The organism is Deltaproteobacteria bacterium (assembly GCA_029860075.1).
Lineage (GTDB): Bacteria > Desulfobacterota > JADFVX01 > JADFVX01 > JADFVX01 > JAOUBX01.
This window is the reverse complement of the sequence record JAOUBX010000079.1, coordinates 1-19183: the sequence shown is the minus strand read 5'-3', so window position 1 is coordinate 19183 and position 19183 is coordinate 1. Positions and strand designations below refer to the sequence as shown.

General features: G+C 44.0%; 14 protein-coding genes, 1 tRNA gene and 1 pseudogene. 13 read left to right on the top strand and 3 right to left on the bottom strand.

What is annotated here, in order from left to right; translation table 11 throughout:
• The 10 genes from OEV42_17945 to OEV42_17900 all read left to right on the top strand — a co-directional run.
• Positions 1 to 1054: hypothetical protein (locus tag OEV42_17945; GenBank protein ID MDH3976157.1), on the top strand; the 1054-nt coding region annotated here is incomplete at its 5' end.
• 192 nt (positions 1055 to 1246) lie between these two features.
• Entirely contained in the window at positions 1247 to 1735 is a 489-nt protein-coding gene (locus OEV42_17940) for a hypothetical protein (GenBank protein MDH3976156.1), read from the top strand.
• A 4-nt stretch (positions 1736 to 1739) separates the two neighbouring features.
• Positions 1740 to 3980 carry a fibronectin type III domain-containing protein gene (locus OEV42_17935; protein ID MDH3976155.1) on the top strand — a complete coding sequence of 747 codons (2241 nt, stop codon included), beginning with the start codon at positions 1740 to 1742 and terminating at the stop codon, positions 3978 to 3980.
• Positions 3981 to 4207: 227 nt separating this feature from the next.
• The gene (locus OEV42_17930) at positions 4208 to 4567 is read left to right on the top strand and encodes a hypothetical protein (protein ID MDH3976154.1); all 360 of its coding nucleotides are present in this window, start codon (positions 4208 to 4210) and stop codon (positions 4565 to 4567) included.
• A complete protein-coding gene (locus OEV42_17925) occupies positions 4564 to 6603 on the top strand; it encodes a hypothetical protein (protein MDH3976153.1) in 2040 nt (679 codons plus the stop codon). The genes OEV42_17930 and OEV42_17925 overlap by 4 nt, the downstream gene beginning before the upstream one ends.
• Positions 6600 to 8795, top strand: coding sequence for an adenylate/guanylate cyclase domain-containing protein (locus OEV42_17920; GenBank protein MDH3976152.1), 2196 nt, complete (start codon positions 6600 to 6602; stop codon positions 8793 to 8795). The genes OEV42_17925 and OEV42_17920 overlap by 4 nt, the downstream gene beginning before the upstream one ends.
• A gap of 113 nt (positions 8796 to 8908) precedes the next feature.
• The gene (locus tag OEV42_17915) at positions 8909 to 9388 is read left to right on the top strand and encodes an SH3 domain-containing protein (GenBank protein ID MDH3976151.1); all 480 of its coding nucleotides are present in this window, start codon (positions 8909 to 8911) and stop codon (positions 9386 to 9388) included.
• Positions 9385 to 10245 (top strand): M48 family metalloprotease, encoded by an 861-nt coding sequence (locus OEV42_17910; protein ID MDH3976150.1) that lies wholly within the window; start codon positions 9385 to 9387, stop codon positions 10243 to 10245. Before OEV42_17915 ends, OEV42_17910 begins: the two co-directional genes overlap by 4 nt.
• A gap of 19 nt (positions 10246 to 10264) precedes the next feature.
• On the top strand, positions 10265 to 11485 hold the full coding sequence (locus tag OEV42_17905) for a hypothetical protein (protein ID MDH3976149.1): 1221 nt from the start codon (positions 10265 to 10267) through the stop codon (positions 11483 to 11485).
• A 181-nt stretch (positions 11486 to 11666) separates the two neighbouring features.
• Complete coding sequence (locus OEV42_17900; GenBank protein MDH3976148.1) at positions 11667 to 12038, top strand: PilZ domain-containing protein; 372 nt, start codon at positions 11667 to 11669, stop codon at positions 12036 to 12038.
• A gap of 88 nt (positions 12039 to 12126) precedes the next feature.
• On the opposite strand, the gene OEV42_17895 is transcribed toward OEV42_17900, so the two are convergent.
• Positions 12127 to 12342 carry a DNA gyrase inhibitor YacG gene (locus OEV42_17895; GenBank protein MDH3976147.1) on the bottom strand — a complete coding sequence of 72 codons (216 nt, stop codon included), beginning with the start codon at positions 12340 to 12342 and terminating at the stop codon, positions 12127 to 12129.
• Positions 12343 to 12381: 39 nt separating this feature from the next.
• Positions 12382 to 12456 (bottom strand) — tRNA-Gly (locus OEV42_17890).
• Positions 12457 to 12840: 384 nt separating this feature from the next.
• Here OEV42_17890 and OEV42_17885 point away from each other — a divergent pair.
• The 3 genes from OEV42_17885 (at position 12841) to OEV42_17875 (ending at position 17594) form a co-directional block, all read left to right on the top strand.
• Positions 12841 to 14424 carry a peptide chain release factor 3 gene (locus OEV42_17885; GenBank protein ID MDH3976146.1) on the top strand — a complete coding sequence of 528 codons (1584 nt, stop codon included), beginning with the start codon at positions 12841 to 12843 and terminating at the stop codon, positions 14422 to 14424.
• A 399-nt stretch (positions 14425 to 14823) separates the two neighbouring features.
• Complete coding sequence (gene htpG / locus OEV42_17880) at positions 14824 to 16749, top strand: molecular chaperone HtpG (protein MDH3976145.1); 1926 nt, start codon at positions 14824 to 14826, stop codon at positions 16747 to 16749.
• 107 nt (positions 16750 to 16856) lie between these two features.
• Positions 16857 to 17594: a DUF445 domain-containing protein gene (locus tag OEV42_17875; GenBank protein ID MDH3976144.1), complete on the top strand. Its 738-nt coding sequence runs from the start codon at positions 16857 to 16859 to the stop codon at positions 17592 to 17594.
• A 173-nt stretch (positions 17595 to 17767) separates the two neighbouring features.
• Here OEV42_17875 and OEV42_17870 read toward each other — a convergent pair.
• Positions 17768 to 18595: pseudogene (locus tag OEV42_17870) on the bottom strand (DUF3179 domain-containing protein).
• Between the last annotated feature and the right edge of the window lie 588 nt (positions 18596 to 19183).

Below are 19183 nucleotides of genomic sequence, written 5' to 3'. Positions count from 1 at the left end.
TGATACGGGTAATTACAAGGTGGCTCTCGTGGGCGCCTTCTATGATGAGTCCTCTACTCCTCCATGGCGTATACATGTGTTGAATAATATGACAACTTCCTTTAGCGCTGATAACAGTTATACGTTGACGCCGCAAATAGGCTACTTCTTCGATCGAGACTTCGATGGCATTGGCGGTGTTACTTTACCTGAACTCCAGGGTTCTTACCAGATAGCCATGTGGGATGATATAAACAGCAATGGTCAGATCGACCTTGGGGCTGAGTCTGTCTACTGGTCCAATTATCAGACCAACGTCTGGTTTGGTACCTGGGGTGGTATGCTCCGCATAGGCAGAGATACCTGCGATGATACGGGTTACTGCACCTATGACGAAGATGTTATCACCGGAGGCGAAACGATCAGCGGCCCCGGATTCGGCTACCTCGATAACGAGTGCTGGTTCAACACTATTGCCTGTGGAAGTACAGTGACGCAAACCAAGGGGGCAGGCGCCTTCTATAACATAAGCGCCTACCTTGTATTTGGTGCAGGGGATGAGCGTCATTTCGATGGTCTCGAATCAGGCGGCGCAACCTATGAGTTGAAGAAGACAGTGCTTACCAATACATCGAGCCTCTGTAACTTTGAGGGTAATGTTATTACAGAGCAGCATTTTATTAATTATTCAACATCACCCCAACTCGATGATACAACGCATCTGGTGGTTCAGGCTGATGGTGTCTATGTTCTTGACTCTACTGGCTGCAACTTCAAGATCAAAGTCGTGCCCATGAAGGGACATGTAGGCGATACGATAACCAATAGCGTCTCAGGCGTTGGAACATTTACCTATGAAGTTTTGCCCTTTGCTAATGTTACTACCTTCTTCGGCATTGTAAATACATTTGGTTTCAAGGGGACGATAGATGTTGGTGCAGGACCGGGAGTTGAAACGACACGCATTGCTCCACACATCGGTGATGTAACCCAGACTTCGCCATCGGGTGATGTAGAGAATATTCGCTACTACTCCGCTTTTGGTAATACGAGTGGAACGCCGGTAGGCTGGTAGGAATAATATTTGATTAAAACATCCGGCGGGCTCAGGCCCGCCTTTTTTTTGTACCGCCTTGAATAGGGCAGTTGAATAGAGAAAAAAGTTTTCTCTCCGTTTTCTGTAATGGCGCTCAAATGTAAGGTCACAGCAATTTTCTGAGCAGACATTACACAGACTGCTTATGAAAATCTAACAGTATAGGATACGATGAAAAGACTTATCTCACTTTTTGCGGCCATTTTATTTCTTGCTCCTCTCTTTGCCTATTCCTCGGGCAAGTTGCCTTTTCAAAAACCCTCACCCCCTCTCCATGTTGAAATACTTCAGGCAGCAGAGGAGGAAGGCGCTAAAAATAATGAAATTATTTTCCTCTCCGTTAGTGTCATATCTTATATCGATGCCGAAGAGATGTCGCTAATAATCTCTCTGCATGGAAAAGTGACGCTTATTTCAGGAGAGTTGAACTGGAAAGGCCCTGTAAAGAAGGGAGAGGTAAAGAATTTTCAATTGTCCCTGAAGGCGCCGGGAAAAAATCCCGGCAAAGTAAGCGCTTCCGCCTTTATTGCTCTTTCGGAAGGAACAAGGCTTTCTGCGTCAGATTCTATCTCATTTAATGTAAACAGGAAAAAAGCCCCCTCCCCTTCTCCACTAAAGAAAGATAGAAAGGGGAGAGAAATCCAGGAAGAGAGGCTATAAAAAGATGATAGGGCCCCTCCTGATGCAGCGTATTGTCTCCCCGCTTCTACTTATTATCCTTTTCCTGCAGTCAGGTTGTGGCGACGACAGTTCGCACAGGGGGGGGATAGGCGTGCCGCAGGGTGTGCGTGTTGTTGCCGCTAATTCCTCCCTTTCGCTTAGCTGGGAGCCTGTTGCCGGGGCTGAAAGTTATAATATTTATCTTGCCGCCCAATCCGGTGTCACTAAAGATAATTACGGCAGTCTGGCAGGGGGGACACTTTTTGAGTGGAACGAATCACCCAGGATAATCCGGGAACTGCAAAATGATACTACCTATTATCTTGTCGTAACGGCAAAAAATGGCGCCCTGGAAAGCAGTGAAAGCATGGAGCTTGGCGCCTCTCCCCTGGCAATCCCGGCGCCTCCTTCCGGTGTCAATGCAGCGGCAGGTGACGGACAAGTGGCGATTTCCTGGAGCGCTAAAGCCGGGGAAAGCTATAATATCTACTGGTCTCGTTCACCGGGAGTGTCCTTTGCCTCCTGTGATGGTGTCATTAGTTCGCTTTCCTCGCCTCAACTCCATTCAACGCTTGATAACGGCACGACCTATTATTATGCGATTTCGGCAGTTAACACACATGGTGAGAGTCCTTTATCAGGGGAGGTAAGCGCTACCCCTGCTAGTCCGGCAGCTTCCCTGGTCACCGTCAGAGGCTCCCTTCATTATGAAGATAAGGAGTACGGACGGGGAGGCTTTACGGGAACTTACCTCCTTAAGCCGATTCGCTATGCCGCCGTTGAGGTCGTTGATTCCGCTTCTTCTGTTGTCCTGGCCGGCGGTAATTTGGATAAGCAGGGTCAATTCGACCTGTCCTTTACGCCCTCTGCTGCTACTTCAATATATGTGAGAGTTATTTCCCAAACCGGGGGGGCAGGCGTGCCGCCTGTGCAGGTGAAAAATCTCTCTGCCTTTCTTCAGAGCGCCGCCGGCGCAAATATAACGGTTAGTCCCGGCGGCACAGTAAGCACAGATATGACCGTCCCTGTTTCTTCCGTCTCGTCAGGTTTTTTTAACATCCTTCACGTGCTTACAGTGGGAGGGGAGTTCATTAAATCACTTTCGGGCACAAGCCCGCCGCTTATTAATGCCTACTGGCAAAGCGGCAATAGTTTTTACGGCACCTATTTTTGCAGGGCAAGCGATGCCGATCCTGAGTGCATTAATGGTGAGGGCGTCTATCTCCTGGGAGGGAGCGGTTTTAGTACAGGAGACCATGAAGAATTTGATGATGATGTTATCTGGCATGAATACGGGCATTTTGTTGCTTATAAATATTCACGGGACGATTCTCCCGGTGGTGTTCACTTTCTTTCCAGCAACGATCTCGATTTGCGGCTTGCCTGGTCCGAGGGATGGAGTACTTTTTTTCTTTCCGCCGTCAAGGATTGGGCGCTCGTAAATAATCCTTCTCTTCTTTCGGTTGCTTCGGGAACGCCGTCAACCTTTTATCTCGATACAAGAGATTCTGCATTTTTCAAATTTGATATTGCTCAACCTTCAGCCCGGATGGTTTATTCATCTAATGAAGTGGCCGTGGCAAATGTTTTGTGGAAAGTTATGAAGGAGACACCATCGGGTTTAAATGGAATTTGGGATGCATTCTCGGATTATATCCCTGCTGTTCATAATGCAGCCCTTCCTGTTAATATGGAAGCTTTCTGGGACGGCTGGCTGTACAATGAAATTCTAACGCCTTCCGATCGCAATGCCCTTGAGTCTCTCTTTAAAGAAAGAAAAATAAACTATTCAGCAGATCTTTATGAGTCTGATGACACCTTTGCTTCCGCCGGGAAAGGAGGGGCCGGCAGCAGTGAGGTACATACTTTATATGCCGGAGATAATCCTGCAATTACAGATAGTGATTATTTGGCATTTGATGCGCTGGAGGGCCTCACTTACCGAATTTCTACAGGAGACCTCATTAATGGCAGCGATACTTATCTTAAACTCTTCGGCCGGGATGGCTTTACTCTGCTCGATGAAAATGACAACGGAATTCCCGACCGGAACTATACGGCTCCCTATAATAAGTCTCTGCTCGACGGTGTTTATCATGAGAATGATGGAACGACACTTGCTTCGACCATTGTTTTTATGCCCTATTCAACGGGGACCTATTATCTGGAGGTGAGTACTTCACCGAACAGGCCCCTTTCAGCGGGGCGATACGGGAGTTATAATATAAGCGTTGAGATTCAATGAGTATCAGGCTTTGCCCTATTCCCTGCCTGTGCCGATAATTTTTAATCTATAGAGAAAGATTGCTTCACACAAAGGCTTGCGTTATCATTTATATACGAATGAAATAGAGATAAGCAGGACTTAAATTATGATTCCTGGGGAATATCTTTTGTGGAATTGTTAAGCATAATTGATTGAATATTCCTTAAGCCAAACCTGTAACCTATTGCAGCCGGGAGTGATATTGTATGGCATGGAAGATTGTGAAACATTTATTTTTATCGCTTCTTGCGGTTTTCTTTGTTAGCGCCTGCCATGTTAACAATGATATTAAAGAGGAGACGAAAGCGCAGACAGCTTCACTTAATACAATCCAGTTGATTAGCCGGAGTTTGTCAAAGCGGGAAATAAACCGCAATGAAGCGGCTTTATACAAAACCTACGCCATCTTTGACAGGGAAAAGCTTCCTGAAAAATACAAAAGCCCTGTTCCTCAAAAGGATGCTACCCTGGTGATCAGGCAGTTAAAGAGAGATTTTGACAGTCTTGATGAGGATACGAGGGAAAAGATCAGGCCTTATCTTTTCAGAAAAAAGGGGGGTAAGTGAATTTCAGAATATTCATACTCTTGTTGCTTGTCATTGCGGGTTTTTTACGCCCCTCCTTTGGTCATGCTGCCAAGTCTCTTCCTGAAAGCGCACTTGCAAAGGTAAATGCCGCCCTGAAAAAGGGGGAGCTTTCCAGGGATGAAGCTGCGCTCTATAAGACTTTCTCTATTTTTGACCAGGGCAGGTTACCCGAAAGGTTTAAAAGAACAGGTCCTGTTGTTCCCGTCAAGAACGGGACTATCATTATCAGGCAGTTGAAAAAAGATTTTGAAACCCTCTCTCCTCAGACGCAGGAGACGTTGAGACCCTATCTCTTCAAGAAAAAGGGGAGATTATCGGGGAAGACTCTCTATAAGACAAACGCTATAAGTAGTAATGTTTCTCAGAAAACTGTACTTGAAACACATTTACTTGATAACTGGACAACAACGGCAAACTTCAATATTGAGTGGGGTAATGCCGTGCCTGTTGATGCTGCTGATGTGGCACGATGGGCTGAATATTTCGAAAAATCCTGGTTTGAAATAATTTCGTCTCAGGGTTATGCCATTCCAAAGGGAGCTGATACCAAGCTTGTTGATGTTTATATTGCTAATACAGGGAGTAATTCTAATATATTGTATAATAATACACTTGCCTCTGGTTGGTATGGGTTTACCCATGTTTGGGATGATTATCCCGGCGTTCCCTATATAGTTGTTAACAACAATTACACCTGGGCACCTCTAAATGATGATCTTGATGGTAAGGTCCCGGGTGCCATGAAAGTGACGGCGGCTCACGAGTTCTTTCATACCATACATCTGACCATTGATTATTGGGAAGACGGCTGGTGGATGGAAACGTCTTCTACCTGGATGGAAGACCATGTATATGATGGAGTAAATGACTACCATAATTATATCGGACCGGGCAGTGAGTGGACCCTTAACCCCAATGTATCCCTGCTGTTTGTCAACGGCAGTCACGAGTATGAAAATGTTATCTGGGGCAAGTATCTCTCGGAAAAGTGGGGCGGGGCACAGGCCATAAAGTCTATCTGGGACAATAGTGTGGCAGTGCAGGGTTCGAGTTCCGTCGTTGCAACAAATTCTTTTTTTATATCCCACTCATCCACACTATCCGACGCCTTTAAAGACTTTGCCGCAAAAAATTTATTCATGAATTATAGCGAAGGCTCGAATTACGGCAGTATGGAAATACGAAGAACATATTCAAGCTATACATCAGGTGTTCAGAGCAGCCTGAGCTTGACCGGGAAAAGCCCCGACTACCTGGGAACAAACTATATCCGTTTTGTGCCGGCATCAGGTCCGAATTTGACTATTACCTTTGATGGCGATGAATATTACCGGGGGAGAAATATTGTCTGGGGAGCCACCATTGTTATACCCACTCTTGCAGGCTATTCATCAATTGAAATTCCTCTCGATTCGGGTGCGCAAAATGGTTTTGCAATGATTAGCGGTTATCACAATTATTCTGCTCTATATCTTGTGGCTAATGTTCTGTCAGAAACAGGGCTCACTCCCGCTGAATATGCAATAACTTTCTATGCAGACTATCCCGACGGCATTCCCTATGCCTTCCATGCCTGTGAAAACTGTTCTGCTCAGGCCCTTCCTTTAATGGAGTTTCTTGATAATGATGAAGTCGTGACAATAGCTAATATAGGATGGGGCGGCGGCGGTGGCAGCGGCGGCGGGTGCTTTATTGCAACGGCAGCCTACGGATATTACGATGAACCGCATGTTATGGTGCTGAGAGATTTCAGGGACAAGTACCTCATGACCAATGGTCCGGGCCGCAGCTTTGTCGATTTTTACTACCGCATGAGTCCCGGCATGGCCGATTTTATTTCTGAAAGGGAGTGGTCAAAATCCCTTGTCAGAATTTTGCTCATGCCCTTAATCGGCCTTGCATGGCTTTTACTCAATATGCCTGCAATACCCTTCTTTTTTACTTTTATTCTTCTGTCGGCTGTGATATTAAGGTTATATTCACATAAAAACCGGTCAAAAAAGCTGATTTCATGAAAATATTCAATATTAATATAAAAAAAGCGCTCTGGGGGATAGGCATCAGCCTTTTTATAGCGCTCATTGTCGATGGCCTTTATATGTACGGCTATCTGGAAGGGCTTGAGAGGAAGAGTTTTGATCTTAGAACAGAGATTGTCAGGGCTGATAAAAAAGCCCATGATGATATTGTGCTGGTTATGATAGATGAGCAGTCTCTTGTGAATTTAAATCCTCTTGTAGGCAGTTGGCCCTGGCCACGCCAGGTGTACAGTGAATTGCTGGCTTTTTTTCTTGATGGTGGCGCCAGGAGTGTTGTTTTTGATGTTCTTTTCACAGAATACCGGGATCCTTTGACCGATGAAGGTGAAGTCGGTGATGATGATTATTCTTTGATAGAAGCTACTGCAGAGTCTGGTAACGTATTCCATGCTGCTCAAATCATGATTGATGAAGAAGATGAAATCAATAAGACGCTTCTTAATAATCCACTGCCGGAAAAATTTGTAAAGGCCTTTTCTCTCCAAAATATAGATAAGGCTGCTTTTGAGACAACGCCATATAACAAATTTTATCTTCCAATTAGAGAACTTTATGAAGTGTCTAAGGGGGTAGGTGTTGTAGAATTTACGCCTGATGGAGATAATGTTTATAGAAGGACGAGATTATTCAGGCATTATCAAGGTAATTTATTTCCTGTTATGTCCATGGCTGTTATCCTCGATGTCCTTCAACCTGAAAAAGTTATTAGGAAAGAAAGTCATATTTTACTTGGAAATCTGGAAGTGCCGCTTTTAGAAGATGGGCAGTACCTTATTAACATGTATAAGAATTTCAAGTCCTATTCCATTAGTGGCGTCCTGTCTTCAGCTTCAAAGCTTCTTCAAGGTGAAGTTGACAACCTGATGTTTTACCCTGAAGATTTTGAAAACAAAATTGTCATAATCGGCGCCAGCGCCGTTGGTGTGGAAGATTTGAAAGCAACCGCCATGGGGATGCGGGTGCCGGGGGTTATGCTCCATGCTTCCTTGATCAGTAACGTTCTTAATGAGGACTTTCTTCATGTCATTCCAAAAGGGCAGACAAGGTTAATTATATACATTGGCACCATCCTCCTGGGTTTTCTTATCCTTGCCTTCAGGCATCTCATATTCCAGGTGTTGGTCCCTGTTGCCGCTGCTGTCATTTATGTTACCGTTGCTTTTTCGGTTTTTGAAAATAATGTTGTCATCGATATGGTTCCTCCCCTTGTTTCTGTTGTTGCCGTATGGCTCGGATCTTTTACCTATCTCTATTTCTCTGAGGGGAGGGACAAGCGAAAGGTAAGAAAGATGCTGGGCCAGTATGTGTCTCCTGCTGTCTTAACGGAACTTGAGGGCAGTAACAGTGAATTTATAAAGGCGGAAGTCGGCAGCAAGGAGCACCTGAGTATCCTTTTCTCCGATGTAAGAGGTTTTACGACCATGTCTGAAACCCTTCCTGCAGAAAGAGTTGTTGAAATACTTAACCGCTATCTTTCGGGAATGGTGGATATTATATTCCTTAACCAGGGGACGCTGGACAAGTTTATCGGTGATGCTATCATGGCTTTTTGGGGCGCGCCGATCAAGGTATCGAACCACGCCACGCTGGCCGTTAGAACTTCTATTGAGATGACGCGGGGACTGGAAGCCGTGAACGAGGACTTTGCCGCTAAAGGTTATCCCCGGCTTAAGGTTGGTATCGGTGTTCATACGGGTGACGTTATTCTCGGCAATATCGGTTCGGAAAAGAAGCTCGACTATACCGTTATTGGTGACCACGTTAATTTAACGTCGCGTCTTGAAGGGCTTACAAAATCCTATGGTTGTGAAGTGCTTATTACAGAATCGACCTTTGGTGAGCTTGAAGAAGGTTTTCCCTGTCGCGTTGTCGATAATGTGAGGGTCAAAGGCAAGGTGGAGCCTATCCGTATTTATTCTGTTCTCGGCTTGAATGATGACTCTGAAGAAGACCTTAAATTGAAGAGAAAGATATGCAGCTATTCGGAAGTTGCGTTCAATCATTACTTGAACAGGAATTTTGAAGAGGCCCTCAAGATGTTTTCAAAGCTGAAAACCTTTTTGAAGGAAGACAGGGTATCGGAAATATTTATTGAAAGGTGCCATGCCTGCATTGAAGAGCCGCCGGAAGAAAACTGGGACGGCGTCTTCACCATGACAACCAAATGATCACTTTTTTTCTCCTGAGGCAAATCATGATTGAGGCCCGAAATGAAAAGGTGAAATTAAATAACCATTTTGATAGAATTTCAGTAAAACCTAAAATATAAGGGGGTAGTCTTATGAAGAAGATTTCCATATTGTTGTTCATTTTCATGTTTCTTGCTGTTCCTTCCTTTGCTGCAGACCTGTATGTTAAAAGTGTAAAAGCCAAAGTTTTGTCCAAACCATCGATGCGATCAAAAACCATTAAAACCCTTTCACGGGGAAGCAAAGTTAGCGAAATTAAGAGAAAAGGGAAGTGGGTAATGGTTGAGGTGAATGGAAAGAAAGGCTGGATTTCAAAGTATCTTGTTTCAAAAAGACCGCCCATGAAGAGAGTTTCCCTGTTGGCAAGAGGTAAAAATCTTGAGAAGACAGCAAGAAAAAGGGCCTCGGCTTTCACCAGCGTTGCTGCTGCACGTGGCCTTACCGATTATGATAGAGCCAGGGCCGGCAGAAAGGGGTACGTTGTTGATTTTTCAGCATTGGAACAGATGGAGAAAATTAACATCGATGAGATGGAAGCCCTGGCGTTTATTGAAGAAGGAGTGTCGAGATGAAGAATACATTATCGCTTTGGCTGCTTTTTTCAGCGGCAATTCTTATGGCCTCATGCGCTTCTGCTCCCCCGACGGCTTCCGATGACAGTGTCAGGGAAGTGAGAAAGCGCCAGTCTCAAAAGGTAATGGAGATTTCAAAGAATGATGTGGAGGCGGAAATCCAGTTTGGCCAGGAACTTTCCGCCCGAATCCTTGGAAAATACCGGCTCTATGATGACAAAAAAGCCACCCGCTATATCAACCTTATCGGGAAAGGGCTTGCTTCCTATTCTTCAAGGCCTGAAATAGACTTCAGGTTTGCAATCATCAATACGGACATGATCAATGCTTTTGCAGCGCCGGGCGGTTATATTTTTATTACCAAAGGGACGCTAAAAATGATTGAGAATGAGGCCCAGCTGGCCGGGGTACTGGCCCATGAAATTGCCCATGTGACGGAAAGGCATATTGTAAAGGAGCTTGATATTAAAGGAAGAGATACCTCTGTCGGAGCAGGTTTTGCCGCCATTCTCGGCGGGGGCACATCAGAGACGGTAAGGGCGGCATTCACCCAGCTTGTCGACAAGGCTTCCGAACTGCTCTTTGATAAAGGACTGAAACGTGAAGATGAACTGGCTTCCGATACCCTCTCGGTTATGCTGATAAGCAATGCCGGTTATAATCCCGTTGCTTATAAAAAATTGCTTGAGAAGGTTGAAAGTAAAAAAGCTAAAAAAGAGAAAGAAGTGCTTAGTGCCACCCATCCTTCCATAGTCGACAGGGTAGGGGCAATAGAAAAACTTATTGCAGAGGAAGGACTGGATGCGTTAAATTATGCCGACGTTAAGAAGAGGTATGGAAAATATATTAAACTCTAATGGTTTTTGGAGGCTCATTGTGAAAAGAGGCGTAATAATAAATTTTTTACTATCCTTTATTTTTCTTTTTTCTATTTTTTTTCCATTAACGGCAGCAGCCGATATTAATCACTACAAAAACATGTTGATAGGTGAGCGACCGGCGGGTATGGGAGGGGCCTATAATGCTGTTTCAGATACGCCGGAAGGCGCATTTTATAATCCTGCCGGCATGGCCTATGCGGTGGGTCAAAGTCTTTCTGTTAGTGTTAATGCATTTCATACTGCCTGGACGCGGTATGAAGGTGTTCTTGGAGGTGGTGATTGGACAAGGAGTTCTGCATCTTTGGCTCCCAACTTTTTTGGGATGATACAACCCTGGGGAAAGGGGAAAATAGCCTTTTCATACGCAGTTCCTGATAATATTGAAGAGGATCAGAATCAGGTATACCATAATTTCAGTAATCTTTCTTCCTTAACTATTAATATCAGTAATATTGACAAAACTTATAAGTTCGGGCCCTCTTACGCTCAAAAAATTAACGATTCCTTGTCTGTCGGTGCAACACTTTACGTTCATTATAGGCAGATAAAATTTATTGCCAATCAGTACTATCAAACAGCGGCTCATCAGTATGAATGGTCAAATGTGTATGCCAGGCAGACAGAGTACGGGATTGAGCCCAAGCTGGGTATAATGTGGTCACCTGAAAAGTTTTCTTTTGGGCTGACGGTTTCCAAGAACACTATTATTGATAGTGAAGGAAGATACCAGGAAACTTTTCATACGGATAAATCGGGTACTATAACAAGTGTGCCTAATGCCTATACCTTTGATGATAAACGGAAGCTCCCCTTGTCCCTTTCCCTGGGGGGCGCGTGGTTTGTTTCCGAGGCACTTCTTGTTTCCTGTGATGTTGATTATTATAGTAAGGTTTCCTCTGAAAACAGGGAGTCAGTTGTCAATTTTGCTCTGGGAACAGAGTATTATCTTTCAGAAAAATATGCACTGAGAGGTGGTTTTTATACGAACAGAGCAAATACTCCTGAAATAGAATCCGGAGATACCGGTAAGCTTGATCATATTGACTTGTATGGTGTTACAGCCAGTATATCAAGATTTACCCGTGCTTCAGCTATGACACTGGGTATTAATTATGCCTATGGAGAGGGTGATTCTCAGCCTGTATCCGGTACAGACATTTATGATGCAACCATGAATACGATGACGATCTTTCTCTCCGGTTCTTTCAGCTACTAATCACCAGGGAGCTTACTCTCTGTTAAAAGGCCGCCCCTAAAGGCGGCTTTTTTATTCTCAGATGTTCTTTTTAAAGTAAAAATGATTGACATTGGTCTTCCAGTCACTCTACAATTGTTATTGACAGTTCATGCTCTTAAAACAATATTTCTTTTTAGTATTTGAGAGAGTGAGAGGGTAGATGCCGGACGAACCACTGCAAGAACATAAGAGAAGAAGCCTTAGAGTTCCCATTATTGTGACCAGGGTAAGGGTCGACCATGAAGGCAATGTCTTTTTTGGTTATGCAAAAAACATTAGCAAGGCGGGGCTCTTCATCCAGACGATTAATCCGAAAAATATAGGAGAGCGCTTTAATGTGGAATTCTGTCTTCCCGGTGAGAGTGATCTTTTCTCCTGTACGGTGGAAGTAATCTGGAAAAGGGACTTTCCTCAATCGGAAAAGTATGAACCGGGCATGGGTCTTAAATTCATCAATTTATCGCCTGTACAGGCTGACCTGCTGGAAGCGTGGATCAATCAGGATGCCGAAATAGTAGAAGAGAGTATCTGATCCCTCCCTTTTTTTATTGTCATTTCGAGCATATGTGAGAAATGACAAATTTGCATGGGCTTTAACGAGACACAATACTGGCGCTTATTCAATGGTAGGTTCGTTTACTCCTCTCTTCATCTGACCAATCTCCACATTCCCCTTCAAGGTCAACATCCTCGCCGGGAATAAAGTAGGCTTCTTCAGCCCAGGCCCCAAGGTCCGCTATTTTGCAGCGCTCACTGCAAAAGGGCCTGAAAGGATTATCATTAAAGTTTGCTTCTTTGCCGCACTTTGGGCATTTAACTTTTTTTATCATATTTATCCTTAAAAAATACCCGCACTTTGGGCAGTCTTATATTTCTGGAGCGGGCGATCGGGATCGAACCGACGACGTTCAGCTTGGGAAGCTGACATTCTACCACTGAATTACGCCCGCTTAAAATTATATTATTTGATAATTATATCCCCTGTCAATAGCTTTGCAAGGTTACATTTTTAACTTTGATTTTCACAGGATTTACCACAAAGGCACAAAGAACACAAAGTTTATTCAGTATATTTCTAACAGGATAACACTGATCCCTTTATTGAAATTTTGCTATGGGAGTGCACGTTAGCATTTGAATCCCGGACTGGTGCATTCCCCTCTGATTGTGGCGGGATGGGTGATTATCTAAATAAAAAAACTTTGTGCCTTTGTGGTGAAAAAAAACAAGGATTTTCCGCCATTGACCATTTAAGGCATATTGCGTTATAATAGCAACATAAATGCCCCTTTTGGGGCGTTTTTTTTGTGTTTAACGTTAATTCAGGAAAAGTTATGGCCGGCTGCGAGAAAGAGATATTAAAAAGAAGGACCTTCGGTATTATCAGCCATCCCGATGCGGGGAAGACGACGCTTACGGAAAAGCTGCTCCTCTTTGGGGGAGCGATCCAGATGGCAGGCGCTGTCAAGGCCCGTAAGTCGTCCCGCCATGCAACGAGTGACTGGATGGCCATGGAGCAGGAGCGTGGCATATCGGTGACGACTTCCGTTATGAAGTTCAACTTTGAAGGGTATGAAATCAACCTTCTCGATACGCCGGGTCACCAGGATTTTTCGGAAGATACCTACCGCGTACTGACGGCCGTTGATAGCGCTCTTATGGTAATCGACTCTGCCAAAGGGGTAGAGACGCAGACAAAAAAGCTGATGGAAGTCTGCCGTATGCGAAATACGCCAATTATTACTTTCATCAATAAGCTTGACCGTGAAGGGATGGACCCTCTCGATATTCTTGCCGATATCGAAGATACCCTGCAGGTTGAGTGTGCCCCTTTGAGTTGGCCCATCGGTATGGGTAAACGTTTTAAGGGGGTATACAACCTTTTCCAAAAACAGCTTCATCTTTTTACAGCGGGACAGGAAACGAGAGATAAGGACGGTATCGTAATCAATGATCTGTCCGATCCCGAGCTGGATGAACTTCTGGGAGACCAGGCACAGGAACTGAGAGATGAGGTTGAACTTTTGGAAGGCGCTTCCAATCCTTTTGACCTGGAGCATTATCTCAAGGGAAACCAGACACCTGTCTTTTTCGGAAGCGCGATCAACAATTTCGGTGTAAGGGAACTGCTTGAGGCCTTTGTCGAACTTTCGCCATCTCCCGGTCCAAGGCATACGACGACAAGAGATATTTCTCCCGAAGAGGGTGCTTTCTCGGGATTTGTCTTTAAAATTCAGGCCAATATGGATCCCGCACACCGTGACCGCATAGCCTTTTTCAGAATTTGCAGCGGAAAGTTTACCCGCGGTATGAAGGTGCGCCACCACCGAATAGGGAAGGATATCAGCCTTTCTAATGCCACAATTTTTATGGCCCAGGACCGCTCTACTGTGGAAGAGGCCTATCCCGGTGATATTATCGGTATTCATAATCACGGTACAATCAAGATTGGTGATACTTTCACGACAAAGGAAGAACTTAAATTTACCGGTATTCCCAACTTTGCGCCTGAACATTTCAGGAAGGTCTACCTCAAAAATCCACTCAAGGTAAAGCAGTTGCAAAAAGGCTTAATTCAGCTTGCCGAAGAAGGCGCTGTTCAGGTTTTCAGGCCTTTAATGGGCAGTGATTACATTATGGGCGCTGTCGGTGTTCTACAGTTTGACGTTACTATGGCAAGGCTGAAAGATGAATACGGCGTTGATGCCACCTATGAAGGAGCCAGCTTTGCTGCTGCACGTTGGGTTGTCAGTGACGACAAGAAAAAACTCGATCAATTCAGGAAAGATCAGGAAATTAACCTTGCTCACGATGCGGAAGGGAACCTTACCTTTTTGGCCCAAAGCGCTTGGCGATTGTCAAATGCCATGGAGGAATGGCCTGAAGTGACATTTCTAAAAACAAAGGAACATAATTAAGTGTAACCTCATATTTTGTCATTTCGAAGGAATGTGAGAAATCTTAATTTTTTTAAAACAGTCCTGTAAATAGAAAGATGATTTTGACCTTGAAGCCATTTTTTCGAAGGCTCGATTCCCGACTTTGTGGGAATGATGATCTCTCTGAATCATTGCCGGTTAATCGTAAGAAAGGTTTCTCCCTTTACCCCAAGGGTACTTGTCACTTCGCTCGGGCGTGCTCGAAATGACGGTAAATAATGAATTGTGCCTTTAGCAATCTACTTCAAGGGGTTGACAAGACCCCCTTTCGTGATTAACTTAAATTTCAAGTCAAATTAATTGCTGGAAAAATTCGATGAATTTGTCATCGTCTTTCTTTCAGCATTTTTATTTTATCAAATTAAAGGGAGTAAAATTATGGCCGCAAAAAATACTTATAAATTCAAAACAGATGTTAAGCAACTTCTCGATCTGGTGACGCACTCACTCTATTCTCACAAGGATGTTTTTCTGAGAGAACTTATCTCCAATGCTTCAGATGCAATTGACAAGATTCGTTTTGAGTCTCTCACTAACGCTGATGTACTTGAAGATAACAGTGACTGGAAGATTAAACTTTTTGTCGATAAAGAAAAGAAGACCTTGACCTTTTCCGATAATGGCTGCGGGATGAGCAAGGATGACCTGAAAGATCATGTCGGAACAATTGCCAAGTCGGGAACGCAGGAATTTCTTAAGAAATTGAAGGAGAGTAAGGAACAAGACAACCCTGATCTCATTGGTCAGTTTGGTGTCGGTTTTTACTCTTCTTTTATGGTGGCCGATAAGGTAACCATTCAAACAAGAACTGCCGGTGGAAAAGGGTGTGAGTGGAGTTCGACAGGTGAAGCAGACTTTGATCTTAAGGACTTTCCTAAACTTACGAGGGGTACGGATATCATCCTGCACCTCAAGGACGATTGCCACGAGTTTCTGGAAGAACATGAATTACGGGGACTTGTAAAAAAGTATTCTGAATTTGTCGAATTCCCTGTTTGCATGGATGTAGAGAAATTTGAATATCCCAATGATAAAGATGGGAAACCTGATTACAATGCCAAGCCTGACAAGAAAATTGAAGAAGAAAGATTGAATTCCACTGAAGCCATCTGGTTGAAATCGAAGTCTGATATCTCTGATGACGATTATAATAATTTTTACAAGCAGCTATCCCACGACTTTTCAGAACCGATCGACAAGATACATTACAGTGCCGAAGGTGTTCTTGAATACAAGGCCCTTATGTACTTCCCTTCAAGGGCGCCTCAGGATCTTTACAGCCGTGACGCCGTTAAGGGACTCAATCTCTACATAAACCGCGTTTTTATTATGAATAACTGTGAGAAGCTTCTTCCCGTTTATTTGAGGTTTATAAAAGGTGTCGTTGATTCAAGTGATCTTCCCCTCAACGTATCCAGGGAAATTCTCCAGGAAAACCCGCAGATGGAGAAGATCAAAAAGGGTCTCATCAACAAAATTCTCTCTACCCTTAAAGATATGAAAGAGAAGGACAGAGAAAAGTACAACGCCTTCTACAAGGAGTTTGGGCAGGTACTTAAAGAGGGGCTTCATTACGATCATGACAATAAGGACAAGATTGCAGACCTTCTCCTTTTTGAAACAACAAAGACGCAGGCCGGTGAACTGAAATCCCTCAGGGAGTATGTTGATGGTATGAAGGATGACCAGAAAGAGATTTATTATATAACCGCTGAAAACAGGACTCAGGCCCTTGGAACGCCACAGTTGGAACTCTTCAGGTCCAAAGATCTTGAAGTCATCCTCATGACTGACTACGTGGATGAGTGGGTAACGCCTCAGCTTAACGAATATGATAAAAAACCTCTCAAAGCTGTTCATCGGGGAGAAGTAAGTCTCGAAAGTGAAAAGGAGAAAGAGAAGGAAGTCAAAGAAAAGAGCGAGCAATACAAAGACCTTCTCAAGGCGATTGAAGCCAAGCTGACTGATGACATTAAGGAAGTGAAGTTTTCAACAAAGTTAACGGAGAGTGCCTGTTGTCTTACGTCGGATGAAGCCGGCATGAATGCCCAGATGGAGCAAATGATGAAGGCCATGGGGCAGGAAGTGCCCAGGCAGAAGAAGGTACTTGAGCTTAACCCGGCCCATCCCCTCATTGAGACGCTCAATGCTATTTACGAAAAGGATGCACTTTCCGAACAGTTCAAGGAATATGTGGAACTCATTTATGATCAGGCATTATTAACAGAAGGTTCACAGCTTAATGATCCTCTCGGTTTTGCGCGAAAGATAAGTGAGCTGATGGTTAAGGCGGGGAAGGAATAAATATAACTTCTTCTTGCGATTAACGTAAATTATTGCAGGTAAATCTACCACCCCTTAATCCCCTCCTTATCAAGGAGGGGAGATGGTGGTAGCTTTTTTTGATACCCATGAAAAAATCAAAATGGCCCCACTTTCTTCATAAGAGCCTCGTTACAAACGGGCTTTCTGCGGCACTTGTCGGTACAGGGTTCTATCTGAAACATGACATTGTGCTCAGTGTGGGGCTTTTTGCTCTCTCGGGGGCGGTGACGAACTGGCTTGCCATTCACATGCTTTTTGAAAAGGTGCCCGGTCTTTACGGATCGGGTGTTATCCCTGCCCGTTTCGAGGACTTTAAGGTCGGCATTCATAAGCTCATAATGGAGCAGTTCTTTACTAAAGAGAATTTCGAGCGTTTTTATGAAAGTACGGCCACGAATAAGGAAGGCCCCCATTTTGATTTTGAGCCTATTATTACGGAAGCTGACTTAACGCCTTCCTTTAATGCCCTTGTTTCGGCTGTTATGGAGTCGTCTTTTGGTGGCATGCTCGGCATGTTTGGTGGTAAAGATGCCCTTGTTCCGCTTAAAGAGCCTTTTGTGGCCAAAATGAAAAGCTCTCTCATCGAGATTTCCAGGGGCGAGGATTTCCAGGAAACGGTTCATAAGCAGCTTTCCACTGCTTCGGCCAGCAGTGATATTCATGAAAAGGTTGACGGTGTTGTTCAAAAAAGGCTCCATGAATTGACGCCGCAGCTGGTAAAAGAGATCATCCAGCAGATGATTCGTGATCACCTCGGCTGGCTTGTTGTGTGGGGTGGATTCTTTGGGGGGCTTATCGGACTGGCCGCAGCTTTTGTTAAATAAATCGGTTTTTCTCCAAAATATATTGCAGTAGTTTTCGCTGAAAGAATTTTTACAGCTCCTTCATATCTCCCCCTTTGACAAAGGGGGAATAAGGGGGATTTTCCGGTTCCGGAATTTTCAAATCCCCCCTTACCCCCCTTTACTAAAGTGGGGAACTAATAATAATATAAGTTTTATTTCTTATGGGGTATTGAAACTCCAAAGATGCTTGTCTCTTTGTGAAAATCATACCAGACAAACCAGTAGGTCATGAGTCCTGTTATTTTATTCCCTTTTCCGTCTTTCACTGTCGTTGTATCTGTTTCACTTTCATAAGTTACAATAAGATCCGTTCCGGCAAAGCTTTCCTTTTGCGGTTTCTTCAGCTTTCTTAGTTTACTCATTGGATAGGCGCGGTGCTTTCCATTGACCTCTATGCCATAGATGAGTTCTTTCTCCGGCAGGTGGGGTGGTGTTGCAGACTGGTCGAAAAAAGCGATGGAACTGCCATAGTAATCTTCATAGGGATCCCGGCTATAATCTCTGGAATGTCCTGTTTTTAAAGAGAGAACTTCAGTGTTGGGATATTTATTAAGCCACTTTTTCCAGGTTGTTGTCGAAAAAGGCAGGGTCTTTAATTCTTTACCCGTCATTTTGCCCGTAACGGCTTTACGAATGACCTGTGACCAGAGACTATCCGTCTCCCTGTCATAAAGGAGCACGTTAGATTTGTAGAGCAACCCTGAAATACCGAACTCTAATGATTTGCCGTCAATTTTCCGGTCAAAGACCTGACCGGCATAAGCAACCGGTCACCAGGTAACCAGGAATTGAACGGGGCCAATCTTATCGTTTACCGCTTCATGCCAACTTAGTACCCTGATAGGGTATGCCCTGGCTTTTCCCCCAATGACTATACCCATTACTTTCTCATTATCTCGCATGAAATAGGCTTCTTTTGCCTTAACAAAGTGAGGATTGGTCAGCGACGGAATGCCGTCTTTACCGGGACCGCCTGACATGATTTCATCAGGTGAGACGGCATGTGTTGAATAGTCAAAGGCATAGGGGAACCGATCAAGAAGCAGGTATGTCAGTACTGCGATTAATGAAGCCAGTAAAATTGGTTTTGTCTTTTTCATTTGACCTGCCCCTGTTTTGATTTGGTCTGTGATATTTAGATGATAGAATTAGAGAATTGGTTCGCAATGTTTTTGAAATGGGTGTAGAATTCAGCATCTTACCTTTCAGTTAATGTTAGATTTATTTATGACTTTCTTCCTGTAATAATCAGAATTAACCTACCTTGAAATCTAGTAGCTTTCATATTGAAATGAATAAAGCTTTCCGGACTTGCCGGGTTTTTCGGCCAATACACAATATGGGGCGTTATCCGACAAATTATCATGTCAAAACGTAGCATAAGTGAAGAATATAGCAATAAAATTTGTAATGGCTATTATGTTCTGATACTATCGGGGAAACTACATAGTAACTTGTTGAACTCAACCGCTTACGCGGGAAAAAGACTCCAAACCTTCCCTTCTTGAATACAGGTGATAGTCTCTCTAATTTGACTGCTTCCCTATGGGTGTTACCTTTTTCTTAAA

Coding starts and splice junctions, on each gene's coding strand:
- OEV42_17930 (MDH3976154.1), top strand. CDS start 4,208: ATGGCATGGAAGATTGTGAAACATTTATTTTTATCGCTTCTTGCGGTT.
- OEV42_17935 (MDH3976155.1), top strand. CDS start 1,740: ATGATAGGGCCCCTCCTGATGCAGCGTATTGTCTCCCCGCTTCTACTT.
- OEV42_17910 (MDH3976150.1), top strand. CDS start 9,385: ATGAAGAATACATTATCGCTTTGGCTGCTTTTTTCAGCGGCAATTCTT.
- OEV42_17920 (MDH3976152.1), top strand. CDS start 6,600: ATGAAAATATTCAATATTAATATAAAAAAAGCGCTCTGGGGGATAGGC.
- OEV42_17885 (MDH3976146.1), top strand. CDS start 12,841: ATGGCCGGCTGCGAGAAAGAGATATTAAAAAGAAGGACCTTCGGTATT.
- htpG (MDH3976145.1), top strand. CDS start 14,824: ATGGCCGCAAAAAATACTTATAAATTCAAAACAGATGTTAAGCAACTT.
- OEV42_17915 (MDH3976151.1), top strand. CDS start 8,909: ATGAAGAAGATTTCCATATTGTTGTTCATTTTCATGTTTCTTGCTGTT.
- OEV42_17940 (MDH3976156.1), top strand. CDS start 1,247: ATGAAAAGACTTATCTCACTTTTTGCGGCCATTTTATTTCTTGCTCCT.
- OEV42_17900 (MDH3976148.1), top strand. CDS start 11,667: ATGCCGGACGAACCACTGCAAGAACATAAGAGAAGAAGCCTTAGAGTT.
- OEV42_17875 (MDH3976144.1), top strand. CDS start 16,857: ATGAAAAAATCAAAATGGCCCCACTTTCTTCATAAGAGCCTCGTTACA.